At 61.5% G+C, this 18,519-nt stretch carries 9 protein-coding genes; 3 read left to right on the forward strand and 6 right to left on the reverse strand.

All coding sequences use genetic code 11. The annotated features are described in order from the left end of the window. Positions 1–112: 112 nt before the first annotated feature. Genes ATI02_RS24135 through speB form a run of 3 tightly spaced genes read right to left on the reverse strand, consistent with a single transcriptional unit; the run spans position 113 to position 3,055 of the window. Positions 113–1,615, reverse strand: a complete 1,503-nt coding sequence (locus ATI02_RS24135; protein ID WP_100847576.1) for a purine-cytosine permease family protein — start codon at positions 1,613–1,615, stop codon at positions 113–115. 56 nt (positions 1,616–1,671) lie between these two features. Next, a complete protein-coding gene (locus ATI02_RS24140; RefSeq protein WP_100847577.1) occupies positions 1,672–2,094 on the reverse strand; it encodes a YybH family protein in 423 nt (140 codons plus the stop codon). Positions 2,095–2,104: 10 nt separating this feature from the next. Continuing rightward, a complete protein-coding gene (gene speB, locus ATI02_RS24145) occupies positions 2,105–3,055 on the reverse strand; it encodes an agmatinase (RefSeq protein ID WP_003222717.1) in 951 nt (316 codons plus the stop codon). A gap of 283 nt (positions 3,056–3,338) precedes the next feature. On the opposite strand from speB, the gene ATI02_RS24155 reads away from it, so the two are divergent. Continuing rightward, on the forward strand, positions 3,339–4,232 hold the full coding sequence (locus ATI02_RS24155) for a LysR family transcriptional regulator (protein ID WP_007956593.1): 894 nt from the start codon (positions 3,339–3,341) through the stop codon (positions 4,230–4,232). A 6-nt stretch (positions 4,233–4,238) separates the two neighbouring features. Continuing rightward, positions 4,239–4,835: a tRNA-uridine aminocarboxypropyltransferase gene (locus ATI02_RS24160; RefSeq protein ID WP_100847578.1), complete on the forward strand. Its 597-nt coding sequence runs from the start codon at positions 4,239–4,241 to the stop codon at positions 4,833–4,835. 122 nt (positions 4,836–4,957) lie between these two features. On the opposite strand, the gene ATI02_RS24165 is transcribed toward ATI02_RS24160, so the two are convergent. The 3 genes from ATI02_RS24165 to ATI02_RS24175 form a co-directional block, all read right to left on the reverse strand. Then, positions 4,958–6,319: an HlyD family type I secretion periplasmic adaptor subunit gene (locus ATI02_RS24165; RefSeq protein ID WP_100847579.1), complete on the reverse strand. Its 1,362-nt coding sequence runs from the start codon at positions 6,317–6,319 to the stop codon at positions 4,958–4,960. Positions 6,320–6,328: 9 nt separating this feature from the next. Further along, positions 6,329–8,488, reverse strand: a complete 2,160-nt coding sequence (locus tag ATI02_RS24170) for a type I secretion system permease/ATPase (protein WP_100847580.1) — start codon at positions 8,486–8,488, stop codon at positions 6,329–6,331. Between the two features lie 170 nt (positions 8,489–8,658). Beyond that, positions 8,659–10,017 carry a TolC family outer membrane protein gene (locus tag ATI02_RS24175; protein ID WP_100847581.1) on the reverse strand — a complete coding sequence of 453 codons (1,359 nt, stop codon included), beginning with the start codon at positions 10,015–10,017 and terminating at the stop codon, positions 8,659–8,661. A gap of 532 nt (positions 10,018–10,549) precedes the next feature. Between ATI02_RS24175 and ATI02_RS24180 the strand changes: the two genes are divergently transcribed. Further along, positions 10,550–18,421, forward strand: a complete 7,872-nt coding sequence (locus ATI02_RS24180) for a retention module-containing protein (RefSeq protein WP_100847582.1) — start codon at positions 10,550–10,552, stop codon at positions 18,419–18,421. Positions 18,422–18,519 lie beyond the last annotated feature (98 nt).

An 18,519-nucleotide genomic window follows, 5' to 3' on the forward strand; every position in this document is an offset into this window, starting at 1 on the left:
TGGGAGCGAGCCTGCTCCGGGCGGCGATCCGACGAAGGCGTCAGCACATTCAACAAAGAAGTGACTGAAAGATTGCTTTCGCGAGCAGGCTCGCTCCCACAGGGGATCTGCGTCAGGTGGCCTGGCGCAGTTCAAGTTTTTCCACGATTTGACTACGGGCATCCGTCGGGCCGAACACTTCCCGCGGTTCCGGGAACAGGCTCAACAACGTCAGGTACACCACCGAAGCCAGGCCCAGCGTCACCGGCAAACTGACGTCGATGCCGCCGGCCATTTCACCCAGCGGGCCGACGAATTGCCCCGGCAGATTGACGAAGCACAAGCCGACCGCCGCACTCGGGATCCACGCGCCCAGACCACGCCAGTTCCAGCCGTGGGTGAACCAGTAGCGGCCACCCTGTTCGCCGCGAGTGAACACTTGCAGGTCATCCGGGCAGTAGAAGCCGCGACGCACCACCAGGCCGATGATCATGATCACCATCCACGGGGTGGTGCAGGTGATGATCAGCACCGCGAAGGTCGACACGCTCTGCACCAGGTTCGCCGCAAAGCGTCCGATAAAGATGAAGGCAATCGACAGCACGCCGATCAGCAGCGTCGCCTTGACCCTAGACAACACCCGCGGAAACACGCTCGACATGTCCAGCCCGGTGCCATACAGCGAAGTGGTGCCGGTGGACATGCCGCCGATCACCGCAATCAGGCACACCGGGAGGAAGAACCAGCTCGGCGACACCGCCAGCAGACCGCCTACATAGTTGTTGGCCGCGATGTAGTCCGGCGCCTTGATCGCGACGATGGTCGCGGTACTCAGGCCGAACAGGAACGGGATGAACGTGGCGATCTGCGACAGCACAACCGCTGCCATGATCCGTTGCTTGGAGGTGTCACGCGGGATGTAGCGCGACCAGTCGCCGAGGAACGCGCCGAAGGAAATCGGGTTGCTCATGGCCACCAGCGCCGCGCCGATGAAGGCTGCCCAGAAGCCCGGTTGACCGAGATTCACGGTGCCGGCGTAGTGGACGTCGAAAGGACCGGCGAAGGCGAAGATGCCCAGCAGGAATAACAGGCTGGCGCTCCACACCGCGATCTTGTTCACCCACAGCAAGAAGCGGAAGCCGTAGATGCACACGGTCAGCACCAGGATCGCGAACAGACCGTAGGCCAGGCCCAGGGTCAGGTCGGTTTCCGGCAAACCGATCAGGCGTTTCGCACCACCGATCAACGCATCCCCCGAACTCCACACCGAGAGCGAGAAAAACGCGATAGCGGTCAACAGCGACAGGAACGAACCGACGATCCGCCCGTGCACGCCGAAGTGTGCACCGGACGACACGGCATTGTTGGTGCCGTTGAGCGGGCCGAACAGGCCCATCGGTGCGAGGATCAGCGAGCCGAGCAGCACGCCCGCAACAATCGCCCAGACGCCGGCCTGAAACGACAGGCCGAACAGCACCGGGAAACTGCCGAGCACGGCGGTGGCAAAGGTATTGGAACCAGCGAAGATCATCCGGAACAAGTCCGTCGGACCTGCGCTGCGTTCGTGGTCCGGGATCTGCTCGACCCCGTGGGTTTCAATCTGCGTAAGGCTTTGGTCGTTGTTGTTGTTATTCATGATCTGCTCCGATCATAAAGGCGCGCCTCATCGTGTGTGAGGCGTCACCTGTTTGGCTAAGGGGATGGCAGCCCTTCCGGCATTGCGGACAAATGTTCGTGGCAGGCCAGCCAATGGCCTTGTTGTTCTAGGCTCGACGCTTGTTTCTTGAAAACAATCGTCTCGCGCTCCTGGCTGAAGTGTTGCTCCCCTTGCATGCGCAGCTCGGTGGCCACGTCATGGATAAACACCGCCACGTCACCTTGCAGGCTGACGAAGGCGTTGCTTGAGGTGCAGGAAAGCACCTCGAAGCCATCCTCGGCGCGCCAGTTGTCCCACAAGGCCTGATAGGCATCGCGCGACAGCAGCGGCTGGTCGAGGGTGTAGAAGACGAAGCTGGCATCGGCGCTGAATGCGCCGAAGTAGGCTTCGCGATCGTTACGGGCGAAGGCGGACACCAGATCGGCGGCGGCCTTCAGAACCTGATCACGTTCGTTCATGACCCAACCCTCAGCGGTGAACCACGCCTGGCAGTACGCAGAGCATTTCGTACAGCAGGTTGGCGGCCAGCAGCGAGGTGTTGCCGGTGGTGTCATAAGCGGGCGAGACTTCTACCAGATCGCAACCGATCAGGTCGAGGCCTTGGCAGCCACGCACGATCTCAATCGCCTGAATGGTCGTCAGACCACCGATTTCCGGGGTGCCGGTGCCGGGCGCCCAGGCCGGGTCGATGCCGTCGATGTCGAAGCTCAGGTACACCGGGCCACCGCCGACTTTCTCGCGCACTTCGGCCATCAGCGGTGCCAGCGACTTGTGCCAGCACTCTTCGGCCTGCACCACGCGGAAACCCTGATCGCGGCTCCAGTTGAAGTCGTCAGCGGTGTAGCCCTGCGCACGCAGACCGATCTGTACCACGCGGTCGCAATCGAGCAGACCCTCTTCAACCGCGCGGCGGAAGGTGGTGCCGTGGGCGATCTTCTCGCCGAACATGTGATCGTTGACGTCCGCGTGGGCATCGATGTGTACCAGACCGACCTTGCCATGCTTTTTATGGATCGCACGCAGGATCGGCAGGGTGATGGTGTGGTCGCCACCCAGGGTCATCGGGATCACGTTGTGCTCGAGGATGTTGTCGTAGGCTTCTTCGATGATGCGCACGGCGTCGAGCAGGTTGAAGGTGTTGATCGCCACGTCACCGATGTCGGCAACCGACAGCGAGTCGAAGGGCGCAGCGCCGGTGGCCATGTTGTACGGGCGGATCATCACCGATTCGGTGCGGATGTCGCGTGGCCCGAAGCGGGTGCCGGGGCGCAGCGAAGTACCGATGTCCAGTGGCACGCCTACGAAAGCAGCGTCCAGGCCGGCAGCGGTCGGTACATGGGGAAGTCGGAGCATGGTGGCGATGCCGCCGAAGCGCGGCATTTCATTGCCGCCCAGTGGTTGGTGAAGAATCTTGTCCACGGGTAGGGCCTCATCGTCTTTGTTTTATTTATGTCGGCGCGCCGGCATGCGGGCACCGCTGTGGGCCGATTCTGCGAAATGTAGTGGAGGGGAAGAATCGCTACGGGCAAATACTTAGTTCAGATTTTTCTAAACTAATGCCAGACTTCCACACTTGCTCGTTCCCATGCTCTGCGTGGGAATGCATCCACGGACGCTCCGCGTCCAGCCGTACTCGCAGGTGACGCAGAGCGTCACGGGCTGCATTCCCACGCGGAGCGTGGGGACGATCCTTGGAGTAGACATGGCCAACGCTTTACCCGACCTGAAACTGTTACGCATCTTCGTCAGCGTGGTCCGTCATCAGGGTTTCGCCAACGCGCAGCAGGAACTCAACCTGTCGACCTCGGCGATCAGCACCTACATGAGTCAGCTCGAAGCTGCGCTCGGTCTGGTGCTGTGCCATCGTGGCCGTGGCGGGTTCAGCCTGACCAGCAAGGGTGAGCTGTTTCATCAGGAAACGTTGCGCCTGCTCGCCGAACTCGAAGGCTTCGAGCAGTACGCCGCCGCGCTCAAAGGCGAACTGCGCGGCACGCTCAACCTCGGGGTCATCGACTCCACCGTCAGCGACAAGGCTCTGCCGTTCGCCGAAGCCATCGGAGCCTACAGCCAGGAACACCCGGCGGTGCATTTGCATCTGTCGGTGATGAGCCCGTATGAACTGCAACTCGGCGTGCAGGACAACCGTCTCGACCTGGCTATTGGCGCGTTTTCCACGCGCATGAGCGGGCTGGTCTACATGCCGCTGTACCGCGAACAGCACTGGCTGTATTGCAGTAGCCGGCACCCGTTGTTCAACGAACGGCGCATTCCCGAACAAGTCATTACCCAGCAACGCATGGTCGGTCGTGGCTACTGGAGTCAGGCGGAACTGGCGCGGCACGGTTTCAAACACAGCGCCGCGACCGTGGAAAGTATGGAGGCGCAGCTGATTCTGGTGCTGTCCGGCGCCTACATCGGCTATCTGCCGGAACACTACGCGCAAGCCTGGGCCGACAAGGGTGATCTGCGCGTGCTGTTGCCGGCGACCTTCGGTTATCAGGCGCCGTTCTCGATGATCATGCGCCGTGGCCGCAGCCGTGAACCGCTGATCCAGACCTTTCGCGATTTGCTCAAAGCTCAGCTCAATCAGGCCTAAGAATCAATGTCCAGACCCCAATGCCCGCGCTGCCTGCGCCCACAAACCCATTGCCTGTGCGCGCTGATCCCCAGTCTCGACAGCCGCACTCGCGTGTTGCTTTTGCAGCATCCGAGTGAGGTCGGTCATGCGCTCAATACCGCACGGCTGGCGGCGCTTGGTTTGACCAATGCCGAACTGATCGTCGGTGAGGTGTTCGAGGATTTGCCGGCGCTGTTGAATCAACCGGGGTATCAAGCGCGGTTGTTGTTTCCGGCGGACGATGCGCAGCCGATGCAGGCCTACGGCGAGTCTGATCAACCGCTGTTGCTGGTCGTGCCGGACGGCACCTGGCGTAAGGCGCGCAAGATGCTGCACCTCAACCCGTTGCTGGCAGCGTTGCCGCGGGTGACGCTGGCCGAGGGCGGGGTGTCGCGCTATCGCTTGCGCAAGGCACCGGGGCCGGGGGCGTTGTCGACGATTGAGGCGATTGTGCAAGCGTTGCAGACGCTGGAGGCGCCGAGGTCATTCGAGCCGTTGCTCAAGCCGTTCGAAGCGTTGATCGAGGGGCAGATTGCGGCGATGGGCGAGGAGACCTTTCAGAAGAATCATGGCGAAAGATAGGTGTTGGTAATACCGGCCTCTTCGCGAGCAAGCCCGCTCCCACAGGGGGAACGCATTCCAAATGTGGGAGCGGGCTTGCTCGCGAAGGCGCCAGATCAATCATCGCCAAATCCTGATAACCCCTAGCGCTCGCGCATCGCCTCGGTCCGGGCTTTCAGTACCGGTTTGAGCAGGTAATCCAGCACACTTTTCTCTCCGGTAATAATGTCCACCGTCGCCACCATCCCCGGAATGATCAGCAACGGTTTCAAATCCCCGCCCAAGTGGTTTTTATCGGTGCGCACCTGAATCAGGTAGAAACTGTTGCCCTTGTCATCGGTAATCGTGTCGGCGCCGATCAACTCAAGCTTGGCGCTCAACCCGCCGTAGATCGTGTAATCGTAAGCACTGAACTTGACCATGGCTTTCTGGCCCGGATGCAGGAATGCCACGTCCTGCGGCCGTACCTTGGCTTCGATCAGCAGGTTGTCTTCCAGCGGCACGATTTCGACCATGTCGCTGCCCGGCTGGACCACGCCGCCGATGGTGTTGACCTTCATTTGCTTGATCACTCCACGCACTGGCGAGGTGACCGTAGTGCGGCTGACGCGGTCGTCGATGGCGATGCTCGATGCGGTGATTTTTGACAGATCGGTGCGTTTCTCATTCAGTTCTTTCGCCGCCTCGGAGCGGAAGGTCTGCTCCGACTCGTCGATCTTGCTGCGGATCTCGGCAATCGCCGATTCCGCCCGGGGAATCGCCAGTGTGGTGGCATTCAGCGAACCTCGGATTTCCACGGCGCTGCGCTTGAGCCGCAGGATTTCCACCGGCGATACCGCGCCGGCTTTCACCAAGGGCTCGGACATGCTCATCTCTTGTTGCAGCAGCGCCAGGCTGGAGCTGAACTGGCCTTGCTTGGAGCGAAACTCGGCCAGTTCCTGAGTCTTCTGCCGCAGTTGCTCGCTCAAAGTGCGCTGTTCACTGGCCAGCCGTCGCTGGCGTTGTTCGTACAGCGAGCGCTCGTCTTCGGCGACTTGCGGTGCCTTGGCGATCACTTCGGCGGAGAGCTTGAACGGCCGACCTTCGGATTCTGCTGCCAGTCGTTCGACCTGTGCAGTCAGCGCATAGCGGTCGGCCTCGCTTTCACCCTTGTTCGAGCGAAATCGCGTGTCATCCAGGCGCAGCAGAGTGTCGCCCTTGTTCACCATCTGGCCTTCGCGAACAAAGATCTCGGTGACAATCCCGCCCTCAAGGTTCTGGATCACCTGGACCTTGCTCGACGGAATTGCCTTGCCTTCGCCCATGGTCACTTCTTCAAGCACCGCGAACTTGGCCCAGACCAGTGCGCTGATCAACAGTCCCGCCGCCAGCCACACGGTAATCCGCGACCAGCGTGGCGAATCCTGCAATGACGCGCCGGCGGTTTCCGGCATGAACTCGGCCTCGGCGCTTTTGCCGAAACTGTCGAAGTAGCCGCGTGATTTGCCATCGGATGCAGCAGACATGGCTTACTCCTAGACCGCCGCCGAGCCGACACGGCCCTTGCGCAGTGCATCGATGACTGCTTCTTTCGGACCGTCAGCGACGACCCGGCCGTTGTCCAGCACCAGCAAGCGATCCACCAGGCTCAGCATCGAGGTACGGTGGGTGACCAGCAGCAGGGTTTTGCCTTGTACCCAGCCATGCAGTTTCTGGCGTAACTGGTCTTCGCTACTGTTATCCATGGCGCTGGTGGGTTCGTCGAGCAGCATGATTGGCGGGTCGAGCAACAGGGCTCGCGCCAGCAACACCGCTTGGCGCTGACCACCGGAGAGCAATTGCCCGCGTTCGCCCACTGGCCGGTCGAAGCCTTGCGGGTGCTGGCGGGCGAGTTCGGTGACGCCGGTCAGTTCGGCGACTTCGAGCATGCGTGAATCGCTGATGTAGCGCGCGCCCAAGGTCAGGTTGTCGCGCAGGCTGCCGGCCAGCAGTGGCAGGTCGTGGGCGACGTAGCCGATCTGTTGGCGCAGGTCGGCGACATCCAGTTGCCGCAGGTCGAGGCCGTCGAGCAGTAACTGGCCTTCCTCGGGCTCGTAGAAACCCATCACCAGCCGCGCCAAAGTGCTTTTTCCCGAACCGCTGCGGCCGATGATGCCGACTCGTTCGCCGGGTTTCAGACTGAAACTGACATTGCTCAGGGCCGGTGCATTCTGGCCGTTGTAGTGGAAGGTCACGCCGTTGACGTCGAGGGCACCCTGCAGTTGGGTGCGTTCCAGCGGCCGCTGTTTGCCGTCGCGTTCCTGCGGCAACGCCATCAGCGCATCGGTGCTTTTCATCGTCAGTTGCGCTTGCTGGTAGCGGGTGATCAGCCCGGCGATTTGCCCCAGTGGCGCCAGCACGCGACTGCCGAGCATGTAGGTCGCGACCAGCGCACCCACGCTGAGGTTGCCGGCAATGATGCTGTAGACCCCGGCAACAATCGTCGCCATCCCGGAAAACTGCTGGATGAACAGCGTGCCGTTGGTGGCCAGTGCCGAGAGGTTGCGCGCATGGCTGTCGAGGCGGGTGAGGGCGCCGTGGGTGCTTTCCCATTTGTGCTGGCGCTCGCTTTCGGCGCTGCAGGCCTTGAGGGTTTCCAGGCCACCGAGGGTTTCGATCAACAGCGCCTGACGTTCAGCGCCGAGGCTCAGACTCTTCTGCACGGTGTCACGCAGGCGCACCTGAATAATCATGGCGAATATGATCGTCAACGGAAACGCCAGCAGCGGGATCACTACCAGCCAGCCGCCGAGCAGGCCGATCACCACCAGCATCAACACCACAAACGGCAGGTCGATCAGGCTGGTCAGGGTCACCGCCGTGAGGAATTCGCGCAGACCCTGAAAGTCGTGAATGCTTTGGGCGAAACCGCCGATGGTCGCCGGCCGCGCCTTCATCGACATGCCGGTGATGCGCTCGAACAAAGTCGCGGAAAGGATCACATCGGTTTTCTTGCCGGCGGTGTCGAGCAGGTGCGCGCGCACCACCCGCAGCACCAGTTCGAAGCCGGTGCCGATCAGCAGGCCGATCGACAGCACCCACAGGGTCGACGTGGCTTGATTGGGGACTACGCGATCGTAAGTCTGCATGACGAACAGCGGCACCATCAGCCCCAGAAGGTTGATCAGAAAACTGGCGAGAATCGCATCGCTGTACAGCCATTTCGACAGCTTCAGGGTGTCGCGAAACCAGGCATGCACCCGTGGTACCAGCGGTGAGCGCAGGTCTTCGAGTTCGTGACGCGGGCGGGCGAACAACGCCTGGCCGTTGTAGTGTTCGGCGAGTTCCTCGCGGTTGACCCATTGTTCGCCGCCATCTGCTTCACTGGGCAGAATCAGCGCTTTGCCGTCATCGCCAAAACGCCGCAGCACGGCGGTGCGGCCGTCGTTGAGCAGCAACAATATTGGCAGGTTCAGTGGCGAGATATCTTTCAGTTCACGGCGCAACAGCCGCGCCTGCAACCCGGCACGAGCGGCGGCGCGGGGCAGCAGATCGAGGCTCAGGCGTTGCTTGTCCAGGGGCAGCCCGGCACTCAGGCTGGCGCGACTTACCGTCGCGCCATGCAGTTTGCATAGGATCAACAGACCGTCGAGTAACGGGTCATCGAAGCTCAGCCGCGGATCGACCCCGGAATGGCCGGGTTCCATGCTGGTCATATTGATCGCTCCCCTGTTACCGCTTCATTGGGCTTACTGATCGTTCCTACGCTCCGCGTGGGAATGCCTCCAGGGACGCTCTGCGTCAGTGACGCGGAGCGTCACGGGCTGCATTCCCACGCGGAGCGTGGGAACGATCAGGATCAGCAGCCTTCGGCAGGAGGTTTACGTCATTTCAGCTCTGGCAGACGTGCTTCGTTCTTCACTTCGGTCGCGGCGATCGCGTCGGCAGGCAGCACCACCCGTTGTTTGCTCAGCAACTGGCCCATGTTCGCCAGTACGCGGTACATCGAATATTCCTCGGTGTAGCGGATTTCGGTGTAACGGCGGTTGGCGTTGTAGAGCTCGTTTTCACTGTCGAGCAAGTCGAGCAGGGTACGTTGGCCGAGGCCGAACTGATCCTGATACGCGGCGCGTACGCGTTTGGTGGTTTCGGCATATTCGCGGGCGGTCGGGGTTTGCTTCTTGGCATTTTCCATGGCGTTCCAGGCCAGGCGAATGTTCTCGTTGAGCTGGCGCAGGGCGTTGTTGCGAATATCCATCGCCTGATTGATGTCGTGCGCATTCGCAGCCAGGCGAGCCTTGTCACTGCCGCCGCGGAACAGGTTGTAGTTCATCACCACACCCACACGCCATTCGTTGTCGTGGCCCTCGTCACCCTGCACGTTGTTGTTGGCGCCGACCGCCGCTTCGGCATCGAAACGTGGGTAGAACGGCGACTTGGCAACTTCGTACTGGCTCTCGGCCGATTGCACGTCGGCCTGGGCTGATTTCAGGTACGGGTTGTTGTCGACCATGCTCTGCTGGGCTTCGCGCAATTGGGTTGGCAGCTCGCCGCGAGTCGACGCTGGAGTTTCCAGCTCATCGGGCATGCGCCCGACCACGCTGTAGAAGTTGGCCTCGGCATCGGCCAGATCGACTTCGGCGGTGTCGAGGTTGTTTTGCGCCAACGCCTTACGGGCACCCGATTGGTCGGAGTCGGCGGTGCTGCCGACGCCGCGCTCGGTACGCAGACCGATCTGATCGTTGACGCGCAAGTGCGCTTGCAGGTTGTTGGTAGCCAGGGTTACCAGTTCGCGGCGTTTGAGCACTTCGAGGTAGACCTCGATGGTGCGCAGGGCCAGATCCTGGGCGGTGCCTTGCGCGTAATAGGCGCGCGAATTGGACACGCCTTTGGTGCGCTCGACCTCGTTGGCGGTGTTGAAACCGTCGAAGAGCATTTGCCGCAAGCGCAGCTCGGATTGGGTGTAATTGAGGATGCGCTTGTCGTGATTGCCAAACGCGCGGGTGTTGGTGTTATCGCTGTAGCCGCGACCGTAAGCGGCGTTCAAATCGACGGACGGATAGAAGCCGCCCTTGGCGACTTTGACTTGTTCATCTGCTGACAGGCGGGCGTCCACGCGCGAAGCAAGTTCCGGGTGGGTGGCAATGGTGCTCTGGATCGCTTCGGTGAGGTTCATGGCCTGGGCTTGAGAAGTGCAAGCCATGGCCAGCAAAACCGCGCTGCAGAGGGGGGTTAGAACGCGCATGGGTGCATCTCCCTGAGTCCTGATGGTGTGTTACTGTCGCCAAATATTTGACGATATTTATAGGCCTAAGCGTTTCACTCTTGTAACAACAGAGCTAAGAACATCCTGAAGCGTAGCTAAGAAAAAATTTTCATAAGGCTTATGCCGAAAAAAACTTATGTGCTTTGTAAAAACCGGCACATTGTTCACCTCGAAAGCCTTTGTTTTATGTGCTTTAGGGAGTGCAGAAAGGCTTGAGGAAAGTTCAACTCACTTTGCGACATACGGCGAAGTACTGCTGAAGGGGAGGGACGCGTAGCAGGTGGCGGGCGACATTTTTTTGTCACTCGAGTGTTTCACCACCGTTACGTAGCGTTAGTAGGCGTGTTGCCTTGAACAGGGCTCGGAAGTGCTTGATAGCACTGATGTTTCCCGATGGGGTGCCACCTGCCAAACGAACTGTCGAGGTGCGAGCGTCGCCCCGACAACCCGATTGAGCCATGGGCTGCTTCGCGAACCAGTGCCGACGGTGGTCGGCAGCGGAGGATTTCACATGGCAACGCTCATCGGTACCGTCACTAAAGTCATTGGTCAGGTTTTCGCCGTCGCTGCAGATGGCAGCAAACGCGCACTGGTTGAAGGGGATCGCCTGTTTGCCGGCGATCAACTGATCACCGGGGCCGAAGGCGCCGTCGCCGTTCATCTGCAAAATGGCCAGGAATTGACCCTGGGCCGCGACAGCAGCCTGACCATGACCGGCCAATTACTGGCCGGCCAGGCGGCGCATGTGAACGCTGCGGAGGCCGTGACCCCGAGTGATGCGCAACTGACCGATGTCGAGCAGATCCAGAAAGCCATCGCCGCCGGTGACGACCCGACCCAATCCGCTGAAGCCACCGCCGCCGGTCCCAACGCCCCCGGCAACACCACCGGTGAGTTGGGTGGCGGGCACAGTTTTGTCTTGCTGACGGAAGTCGGTGGGCGGGTCGACCCGATCATCGGTTTCCCCACCGCCGGGTTCAACGGCATTCCCGAGTTTCCCGAAGAGCGGCGTAACGCGGTCATCGACAATGGTAACGACACGGTCGCGCCGGTTGTTCCACCGCCGCCAGTCAATAATCCGGTGACCCTCACCGGGCTTGGGGCGGCCGGTGGCGAGCTGACCCTCAACGAAGCCAATCTGCCTGACGGCTCGGCGGCCAATCCGGGGGCACTGACCCAGAGCGGCAGTTTCACGGTATCGGCCCCCGATGGTCTGAGCAGCCTGAGTGTCGGCGGCATCAACCTGATCAACGGTGGCGTGGCGGTCGGTTTTCCGCAGTCGATCACCACGCAACTGGGCAACACCCTGACCATCACCGGTTACAACCCGGCCACCGGGGTGGTCACTTACAGCTACACCCTCAATGGCAATGAAACCCACGCGGCGGGCGACGGTGGCAACAATCTGAGCGAGCAATTCACCGTAATTGCCGGCGACAGCAATGGCGACACCGCGACCGCTACGCTGGACGTCAACATCACCGACGACGTGCCTAAAGCCTTCGACGACAGCAATGCCTCACAGGCATTGGAAACAGTGTTGACCCTGACTGGCAATGTGCTGACCAACGACGTGCAAGGCGCCGACCGAGTGCCGACCGGCCCCGTTACGCCGGGTACATTCAACGGGACTTACGGCACGCTGGTGCTCAACGCCAACGGCACTTACACCTACACGCTGAATACCAATGACGCTGATTTCAAAGCCCTGCATGGCGGCGGCAATGGCACGGAGACATTCGCCTACACCCTCACCGATTCGGACGGTGATACCAGCACGGCGAATCTGGTTTTGCAGATTCACAACAACGACGACCCGGTGATCATCAACGGCTTGAACGTCGAGGGTGGCGAACTCACCGTTTACGAGAAAAACCTCAGCGACGGCAGCACTCCGGATGCCACCGCGCTGACCCAAAGCGGCACGTTCACCATCACCGCGCTGGATGGCGTCACCACGCTGACCGTCGGCGGTATTGCCGTGGTCACCAATGGTATCGCCGCAGGGTTCCCACAATCGGTCACCACGCCACTGGGCAGCACGCTGACCATCACTGGTTTCAACGCCACCACCGGCGTGGTCAGTTACAGCTACACCCTGGTCGACAACGAAGCCCATCCTACCGCCAGCGGCGCGAACAACCTGCCAGAGCAGTTCGCCGTGACCGTGGTGGATGACAACGGCACCACCGCCAACGCGACACTCGACGTGAACATCGTCGACGACCTGCCAAAAGCCGTGGACGACAGCAACCCAACCACCGCTTCGGAAAGCCAGCTGACCCTGACTGGCAACGTCCTGACCAACGACGTAGAAGGCGCCGACCGCGTAACCACTGGCCCGGTCACCGCTGGCACGTTCACCGGGACTTACGGCACGCTGGTACTCAACGCCAACGGCACTTACACCTACACGCTGAACACCAGCGACGCCGACTTCAAAAACCTGCACGGCGGCGGCAACGGCACCGAGAACTTCACCTACACCATCACCGATTCCGATGGCGACACCAGCACCGCGAATCTGGTTTTGCAGATCCACAACAATGACGATCCGGTGATCATCAACGGCTTGGATGTGAACGGTGGCGAACTCACCGTTTACGAGAAAAACCTCAGCGACGGCAGCACACCGGATGCCACCGCGCTGACCCAAAGCGGCACGTTCACCATCACCGCGCTGGATGGCGTCACCACGCTGACCGTCGGCGGTATTGCCGTGGTCACCAATGGTATCGCCGCAGGGTTCCCGCAATCGGTCACCACACCGCTGGGCAGCACGCTGACCATCACTGGTTTCAACGCCACCACCGGCGTGGTCAGTTACAGCTACACCCTGGTCGACAACGAAGCCCATCCTACCGCCAGCGGCGCGAACAACCTGCCAGAGCAGTTCGCCGTGACCGTGGTGGATGACAACGGCACCACCGCCAACGCGACACTCGACGTGAACATCGTCGACGACCTGCCAAAAGCCGTGGACGACAGCAACCCAACCACCGCTTCGGAAAGCCAGCTGACCCTGACTGGCAACGTCCTGACCAACGACGTAGAAGGCGCCGACCGAGTGTCGACCGGCCCCGTTACGCCGGGTACATTCACCGGGACTTACGGCACGCTGGTACTCAACGCCAACGGCACTTACACCTACACGCTGAACACCAGCGACGCCGACTTCAAAAACCTGCACGGCGGCGGCAACGGCACCGAGAACTTCACCTACACCATCACCGATTCCGATGGCGACACCAGCACCGCGAATCTGGTTTTGCAGATCCACAACAATGACGATCCGGTGATCATCAACGGCTTGGATGTGAACGGTGGCGAACTCACCGTTTACGAGAAAAACCTCAGCGACGGCACCAGCCCCAACACCCCGGCGCTGACCCAGAGCGGCACTTTCACCGTGACCGCCCTCGACGGCTTGCAAACCCTGACGGTGGGGGGCATCAATGTGGTCACTGGTGGCGTGGCCGCAGGCTTCCCGCAATCGATCGTCACGCCGCTGGGCAGTACGCTGACCATCACGGGCTACAATCCGGCGACGGGCGTGGTCAGCTACAGCTACACCCTGGTCGACAACGAAACTCATCCGAACGCTAACGGCGCCAACAGCATCACCGAGAACTTCAACGTCGTCGCCACGGACACTGACGGCAGCACCGCCAGCGGCCAGATCAACGTCAACATCGTCGATGATCTGCCGAGCGCTTATTCCGACGCGGCGTCGGTGGCGGAGGGCGGCACCGTCAGCGGCAATGTGCTGGACAACGACATCGGCGGCGCCGACGGCCCGGCCGTCACGGGCGCAGTAGTCGGCGTGCGCGCCGGCGCGGATACCTCGACCTCGGCCATCGGCGGCCTCAACAGCAACATCAACGGCACCTATGGCTACCTGACCCTCGATGCCAACGGCAACGCCGTCTATCACAGCAACCCAAATGCGGTGAACGGGCCGGGCGCGGTGGATGTGTTCACCTACACCGTGCGCGATTCCGACGGCGATGAAAGCACCACCACCATCACCATTGATGTCGCCAACAGCAAGCTGTACGCAACCAGCGACACCGACGTCACTGTCTTTGAGAAAGCCCTCGACCTGACCAAGGACGGCGCCGATCTGGCCCCTGGCACCGTCACCGGCAGCGACCCGACCAACACGGGCGAAACTGCGTCCGGCACGCTGGTCGGCTCGGTGACTGGCGCCGTCGGCGCGATCAGCTATGCGCTGGTCGGCAGTGCCACCGGCAACTACGGGCAGATCGTCCTCAACCCCAACGGCACCTACACCTACACGCTGACATCGCCAGCGAGCACCACGCCGCATGCCGACGACGGTGCCAATACCCTGACCGAAACCTTCACTTATCAGGCCACCGATTCACTGGGCAACGTCGTCACCAGCACCCTCGTCGTCAGCATCGTTGATGACGTGCCGAAAGCGGTGAATGACAGCAACGCCAGCAGCGCTTCGGAAACCCAACTGACGCTGACCGGCAACGTGCTGACCAACGACGTGCAAGGCGCGGACGCGGTCGCGACCGGTCCGAATGCCGGGCCTATCACGCCTGCCACGGTCGTCGGCACTTACGGCACCTTGGTGCTGAACGCCAACGGCACTTACACCTACACCCTGGACAGCAGCGACGCCGACTTTAAAGCCCTGCACGGCGGTGGCAACGGCACTGAAACCTTCACTTACACGCTGACCGATGCCGATGGCGACACCAGCACCGCCAACCTGGTGCTGAATATCCATAACAACGATGATCCGGTGGTGCTCAACGGTCTCGATGTGAATGGCGGCGAACTCACCGTCTACGAGAAAAACCTCAGCGACGGTACCAGCCCTGACACCCCGGCGCTGAGCCAAAGCGGCACCTTCACCGTCACCGCGCTTGATGGTCTGCAAACCCTCACCGTCGGCGGTATTGCCGTGGTCACCAATGGTGTGGCCGCAGGCTTCCCGCAATCTGTTGTTTCGCCGCTGGGCAGCACGTTCACCATCACCGGTTACAACCCGGCGACCGGCGTGGTCAGCTACAGCTATACCCTGGTGGATAACGAAACCCATCCGAATGCCAACGGCGCCAACAGCATCACCGAGAACTTCAACGTGGTGGCGACCGACACCGACGGCAGCACCGCCAGCGGTCAGATCAACGTCAACATCGTCGATGACCTGCCGACCGCCAAACCCGACACCGGCTCGGTGGCGGAGGGTGGCACGGTCAATGTCAGCGTGCTGGGCAACGACATCAGCGGTGCCGATGGCGCGGCCTCGGTGGTCGGCGTGCGCGCGGGCAGCAACACCGGCACCTCGGCCGTCGGCGGCCTCAACAGCAACATCAACGGCGCCTACGGTTACCTGACCCTGGACGCGGCGGGCAACGCCGTTTACCACAGCAACCCGAACTCGGTCAGCCCACCGGGCGCCACCGACACCTTCACCTACACCATCCGCGACAGCGACGGCGATGAGAGCACCACGACCCTCACCATCAATGTTGCCGACAGCAAACTCGTGGCTTCGGTCGATCAGGACGTGACGGTTTATGAAAAAGCGCTCGACCTGACCAAGGACGGCGCGGATCTGGCCCCCGGTACAGTCACCGGCAGCGACCCGAGCAACACCGGCGAAACCGCGACCGGCACCCTGGTGGGTGCGGTTACCGGCGGCACGGGCGCGATCACCTACACCCTGGTCGGCAGCGCCACCGGCACCTATGGGCAGATCCAGCTCAACGCCGACGGCACCTATACCTACACGCTGACCTCAGCACCGAAAACTTCGCCGAACGCCAACGACGGGGCCAACACCCTGAGCGAAAGTTTTACCTACAAAGCCACCGATGCACTGGGTAACAGCACCACCAGCACCCTCGTCGTCAATATCGTTGATGACGTGCCCAAAGCCGTGGCCTCGGATCGCTCGGTGGCGGCGGTGGAAATCGATTCCAACCTGCTGATCGTTCTCGACATCTCCGGCAGTATGGCCGACGCCTCCGGCGTGCCGGGCCTGTCGCGGCTGGCGCTGGCCAAGCAGGCGATCAGCGCCTTGCTCGACAAGTACGATGATCTGGGCGATGTGAAAGTGCAGCTCGTCACCTTCAGCAGCAACGCCACCGACCGCACCTCGGTGTGGGTGGATGTGGCCACGGCCAAAACCATTCTCGCCGGCCTCACCGCCGGCGGCGGTACCAACTACGACGCTGCCGTGGCAGTGATGCAAACTGCGTTCAACACCTCGGGCAAACTCACCGGGGCGCAGAACGTCGGCTACTTCTTCTCCGACGGCAAACCCAACGAGGGCGACATCAACGCTGCCGACGAAGCCGCGCTGAAAAACTTCCTCGATGCCAACAACATCAAGAACTACGCGATCGGTCTGGGCAGTGGCGTGAGCAACGCCAACCTCGATCCGCTGGCCTACGACGGCATCAGCCACACCAACACCAACGCGGTGGTGGTCACCGATCTCAACCAGCTCAACTCGGTGCTCTCGGGCACCGTGCAAGGCGCGCCGGTCACCGGTTCGTTGCTGGGCGAGGGCGGTACTTTTGGTGCTGATGGCGGCTTCATCAAATCCATCGTGGTCGACGGCACCACGTACACCTACGATCCGAAGGCCAACGGCGGCCAAGGCTCACTGGTGCCAAGCGGCGGCGTCAACCACGGCACTTTCAACACCGTGAACAACACGCTGAGCATCGCCACCAACAACAGCGGCACGCTGCTGATCAACCTCGATACTGGCGAATACACCTACACCTCGCAAAAAACCACCGCCGTGGTGATCACCGAGAACATCGGGTTCACCGTCAGTGACAACGACGGCGACCTCGCCAGCTCGACGCTGACCGTGAAAGTGATCCCTAACGCGCCACCAGTGGCGGCGGACGACCACGTCATCACCAACGTGCTGTCGAGCAACATCGTCGTGCCGGGTGAACTGTTGCTGGCCAACGACACCGATCCGAACGGCGATACCCTCAACGCGACGCCAACCAGTTTCAACACCGGTTGGATCTCGAAAGCAGCGGACTTCACCGGCACCGGCGCGATCAGCTTCACCGGCACCAATGCCAACACCGCCGCCAACCAGAACCTGGCCAACGTGCGCAATGCGTTCTCGGCCAACGCGGCAACCATGACCGCCGTGCTGGTGGTCAGCGGCTACCTCGGTGGAGTGAGCAACAGCAACGCCAACGATGAAGATCGCATCACCGTCAACCTGCGCCAGGGCGAAACCCTCAACCTGGATCACAACCTGGCGGCCGGTAACGTCAGCATGGAGTACTCGATCAACGGTGGCGCGTACATTGCGCTGGCGGACGGGCAAACCCTCACCGCGACGTCGGACGGCGTTTACCAGATCCACATCACCAACATCACCAACCCCACAGGTGGTAACGCCAACGGGTCGGAAAACTACCAGCTGACCATGACCCTCAACTACGCCGGGGCGCATGACATCACCCCGGACTACCACGGCACCTACACCGCCAATGACAACCACGGCGGCAGCGACACCGCCGCCGTGACCATCAGCTATCAGGATGGCCACACGCTCACCGGCACAGCGGGGGATGACATTCTGGTGGCCGGCACCGGTAACAACATCATCAATGCCGGTGACGGTAACGATGTGCTCACCGCCGGTTCCGGCAACAACGAATTGCATGGCGGCGCGGGCAATGACTTGCTCTACAGCGGCCCGGGCAACGACCTGCTGGACGGCGGTACTGGTATCGACACCGCGAGCTATGCGCATGCCACCGCCGGAGTCACGGTCAATCTCGGTCTGCTCGGCGCGCAAAACACCCTTGGCGCCGGGACCGACACCCTGACCGGCATCGAAAACCTCGTCGGTTCGAACTTCAACGACACCCTCACCGGCGACAACAATAACAACGTGATCAACGGCGGTCTGGGCAACGACATCCTCAATGGCGGGGGCGGCGATGACCTGCTGATCGGCGGCCTGGGCAACAACACGATGACGGGCGGGGCAGGGGCCGACACCTTCCAGTGGCTCAAGGGCAACAGCGGCCACGACCTCATCACCGACTTCACCCCCGGCACTGACAAGCTCGATCTGTCGCAACTGCTGCAAGGTGAAAACGGCACCACGGCATCGCTCGACGACTACCTGCACTTCACCGTCACCGGCACAGGCGCGTCCGTGATGACCAGCATCGACGTCAGCGCCATGGCCGGCGCCACACCCAACCAGACCATCGACCTGGCCGGCGTCAACCTGGCCAGCCACTACGGCGTAACGCCGGGCGCGGGGGGGATGATTGCCAGCGGGCATGACACAGCGACGATCATCAGCGGCATGCTCAATGATCATTCGTTGAAGGTGGATACCGTCTGATCAAGGCCTGAAACGACAAAACCCGCCGTCCCGGTTGAACGGGACGGCGGGTTTTTTCTGCCTGAAGCGATGTATCGCCTGTGAGTCAGTCTTCGCGG

The sequence above is a fragment of the Pseudomonas baetica genome (genome assembly GCF_002813455.1).
GTDB lineage: Bacteria > Pseudomonadota > Gammaproteobacteria > Pseudomonadales > Pseudomonadaceae > Aquipseudomonas > Aquipseudomonas baetica.

Excerpts from the sequence above, each read along its gene's own strand:
- ATI02_RS24175 (WP_100847581.1), bottom strand. The coding sequence starts at position 10,017 with ATGCGCGTTCTAACCCCCCTCTGCAGCGCGGTTTTGCTGGCCATGGCT.
- ATI02_RS24155 (WP_007956593.1), top strand. The coding sequence starts at position 3,339 with ATGGCCAACGCTTTACCCGACCTGAAACTGTTACGCATCTTCGTCAGC.
- ATI02_RS24170 (WP_100847580.1), bottom strand. The coding sequence starts at position 8,488 with ATGACCAGCATGGAACCCGGCCATTCCGGGGTCGATCCGCGGCTGAGC.
- ATI02_RS24165 (WP_100847579.1), bottom strand. The coding sequence starts at position 6,319 with ATGTCTGCTGCATCCGATGGCAAATCACGCGGCTACTTCGACAGTTTC.
- ATI02_RS24140 (WP_100847577.1), bottom strand. The coding sequence starts at position 2,094 with ATGAACGAACGTGATCAGGTTCTGAAGGCCGCCGCCGATCTGGTGTCC.
- ATI02_RS24160 (WP_100847578.1), top strand. The coding sequence starts at position 4,239 with ATGTCCAGACCCCAATGCCCGCGCTGCCTGCGCCCACAAACCCATTGC.
- ATI02_RS24135 (WP_100847576.1), bottom strand. The coding sequence starts at position 1,615 with ATGAATAACAACAACAACGACCAAAGCCTTACGCAGATTGAAACCCAC.
- ATI02_RS24180 (WP_100847582.1), top strand. The coding sequence starts at position 10,550 with ATGGCAACGCTCATCGGTACCGTCACTAAAGTCATTGGTCAGGTTTTC.